The following is a 238-nucleotide window of genomic DNA, read 5'->3' as shown; positions in this document are numbered from 1 at the left end:
GATAACATCCTCATGTGTGCATGTTGGAGATTTAAATAGCAATGAATCGGAAATAATCGCGGATAGCATTAATCCGGCAATTTCCTTGCTGATGGTCAAGTCCTTTTCCTTGTACATTTTATTTAAGATTGTTGCTGTACATCCAACAGGCTCACAACGGTAATAAAGTGGATCACTTGTTTCAAAGTTGGCGATCCGGTGATGATCAATGACCTCTAAAATGCGAACATCGGTAATA

Annotated in this window: 1 protein-coding gene; it reads right to left on the bottom strand. The window is 39.1% G+C overall.

Annotated elements, in window-relative coordinates:
- Positions 1 to 238 (bottom strand): DHH family phosphoesterase (locus RYX56_RS25115; RefSeq protein ID WP_317124483.1); only part of this gene is annotated, 238 nt, incomplete at both ends.

The sequence above is a fragment of the Alkalihalophilus lindianensis genome, from assembly GCF_032843265.1.
GTDB lineage: Bacteria > Bacillota > Bacilli > Bacillales > Bacillaceae_D > Alkalihalophilus > Alkalihalophilus lindianensis.
Note: the sequence above shows the minus strand (reverse complement) of the source record. Positions and strands in the feature narration are given on the sequence as shown.